The 2,134-nt window shown below is 71.2% G+C and carries 2 protein-coding genes and 2 pseudogenes; all 4 read right to left on the reverse strand.

The window, feature by feature from the left end:
- Positions 1–63: 63 nt before the first annotated feature.
- A pseudogene (locus ACIKT0_RS17440) lies at positions 64–657 on the reverse strand (flavin reductase family protein); the annotation flags it as partial.
- Between the two features lie 2 nt (positions 658–659).
- Complete coding sequence (locus ACIKT0_RS17445) at positions 660–1,229, reverse strand: nitroreductase family protein (RefSeq protein ID WP_407106616.1); 570 nt, start codon at positions 1,227–1,229, stop codon at positions 660–662.
- A 63-nt stretch (positions 1,230–1,292) separates the two neighbouring features.
- The gene (locus ACIKT0_RS17450; protein WP_407106617.1) at positions 1,293–1,991 is read right to left on the reverse strand and encodes a 2-C-methyl-D-erythritol 2,4-cyclodiphosphate synthase; all 699 of its coding nucleotides are present in this window, start codon (positions 1,989–1,991) and stop codon (positions 1,293–1,295) included.
- Between the two features lie 61 nt (positions 1,992–2,052).
- Positions 2,053–2,134 (reverse strand): annotated as a pseudogene (locus tag ACIKT0_RS17455) (ribose-5-phosphate isomerase RpiA); the annotation flags it as partial.

A 2,134-nucleotide genomic window follows, 5' to 3' on the forward strand; every position in this document is an offset into this window, starting at 1 on the left:
CGAGATGTTCGCGATGCCGCGCCCGCGCGGCTGAGGCCGCTCAGGGGGCGTCCCGGAACACGTCCGCAAGCGCGGCATCGCGAACATCTCGAACACGGCCGCGTAGTCGAGGTAGCCGCAGCGCGCGACCGCGCCCTCGCGGCTCGTGTCGAACAGCCCGTCCGTCAGGGCTGCGTCGTCGATATGGACCCCGACGACCTGGCCCGTCACCACGAACCGCCCGGCGGAGCGGCCGGCGAGATCGTGCAGTTCGGTCACGTTCAGCACCTTGCATTCGAGCGCGGCAGGGCTGAGCGCCACGCGGGGCGGCTTCACCAGCCGGCACGGCGCGGTCTCGAGGCCGGCGCGCTCGAACTCGCTCTCGCCAGCGGGAAGCGGCGCGGAGCTCACATTCATCGCGTCCTTCAGGGCGAAGCTCACGAAGTTGCAGACGAATTCCCCGGTCGCCTCCGCGTTCTCGACGGAGTGCTTCCGGCCCGCCGACGAGAACATCACCATCGGCGGATCGTCACAGACGCCGTTGAAGAAGCTGTAGGGCGCGAGGTTCGGCCGCCCCGCCAGGTCGACGGTCGAGATCCAGCCGATCGGACGCGGCGCGACGATGGCCTTGAACGGATCATGCGGCAGGCCGTGTCCGGCGCGGGGCTCGTAGAACATCGTCACGCGCTCCAGCGGGTGACGATCTCCGACAGCGCCGGACGCGGGCGGTCCGGAAGGCGCTCGGTCGGCGTCCCGATATGGATGAAGCCGGCGAGCTTCTCGTTCGGCTTGAGGCCGAGGATCTCGAGCGCCCGAGGCTCATAGGCGGCCCAGCCCGTCACCCACTGCGCCCCGTAGCCGAGCGCGTTGGCGGCGACGGACAGGTTCATGCAGACGGCCCCGGCGGAGAGCACCTGCTCCCATTCCGGGATCTTCACATGCGGCGCGGCGCAGCTCACCACCGCGACCACCAGGGCGGATTGCGAGAACGCGTTGGCCTGCTGCTGCACGCGCCCCTCGGGGACGTCCGGATCGAGCTCCTTCAGCAGCGCGGCGAGCCGCGCGCCGAGGGCGGCGCGCCCTTCCCCTTCGATCAGGATGAAGCGCCAGGGCGCGAGCTTGCCATGATCCGGCACGCGCGCCGCGAGCGTCAGCATGCGGTCCAGTTCGTCGGTCGACGGGCCGGGTTCAGCCAGCGCGTTGGCGGGCACGGAGCGACGCGAGCCGAGCAGGTCCAGGGTCTCGTTCATGACCTCTCCTTAGGGGCGGCGGCCGGATGGCTGCGACGCGGGGGCTGCGAGGATCATGAGCGTTTACCGGTGTTCGGCCCCGCGCGCCAACGACGCGCGCAGGCGTCGCCTTCTCATCCCGCGCCCCGGCGTGTAGATCAGGCGAGCCCTCACCTCAGGAAGGCCCTGGCTTCGGCCACGGCCGATCGCTCCCGCAGCGGGATTCGAGCCATTCCGCATCTCCCACGATCGAGCTGTCCCGTCGCGGGCCCTGTCGCGGCTCGCCATGGCGAAAAAGTCCGCGTGATCCGCCGAGTGACGATCTTGCCAGCCGCGGCGGCCGGTGGCATCGCTCCACGCATGGGCCGCATCCTGCATCGCGCTCTGGCGTCCGTTCTGCTGGCGGTCAGCGTCCAGGCGACCGCCGCCGCGGAAGACCGCTCGCCGGGAATGGCCGACGAGGCCGAAATCATGCGGCACCCGCACGCCGCCCAGCATGACATGGTCGCCCGGGCCGAAGGCGTGCACGTCGAAGCCGGAGCCGGTCCGCACGTCGCCCTGGGCCAGGAAGGCCGCGCCCGCGCGCCGCAGCAGCGCGTCGTCGAACTGGTCCGGCGTCGTCAGCTTCAGATTGCGGGCCTCGCCGTCGAACATCGCCACCTCGTGCCCGGCCCACGCGAACAGCGCGCCGTCATCCGTGAAATCGTCGCGGCCTTCCGCCGCCGCGCGCTCATGCGCCGCGACGAGCTCCGCGTAGCGGAAGGCCTGCGGGGTCTGCAGCAGCCGGGCCCTGGCGCGGTCGAGCGTCTCGCCGCGGGCGCCCGTGTCGGTGACGAAGCATGCCCGACCTTCTGGCCCAGCAACTCCACGAAAATCGCCGCGGTCGAGCCTGTGCCGAGGCCGAGCTTCATGCCGGGCTCGACATG

The sequence above is a fragment of the Hansschlegelia beijingensis genome, from assembly GCF_045505405.1.
Lineage (GTDB): Bacteria > Pseudomonadota > Alphaproteobacteria > Rhizobiales > Methylopilaceae > Methylopila > Methylopila beijingensis_A.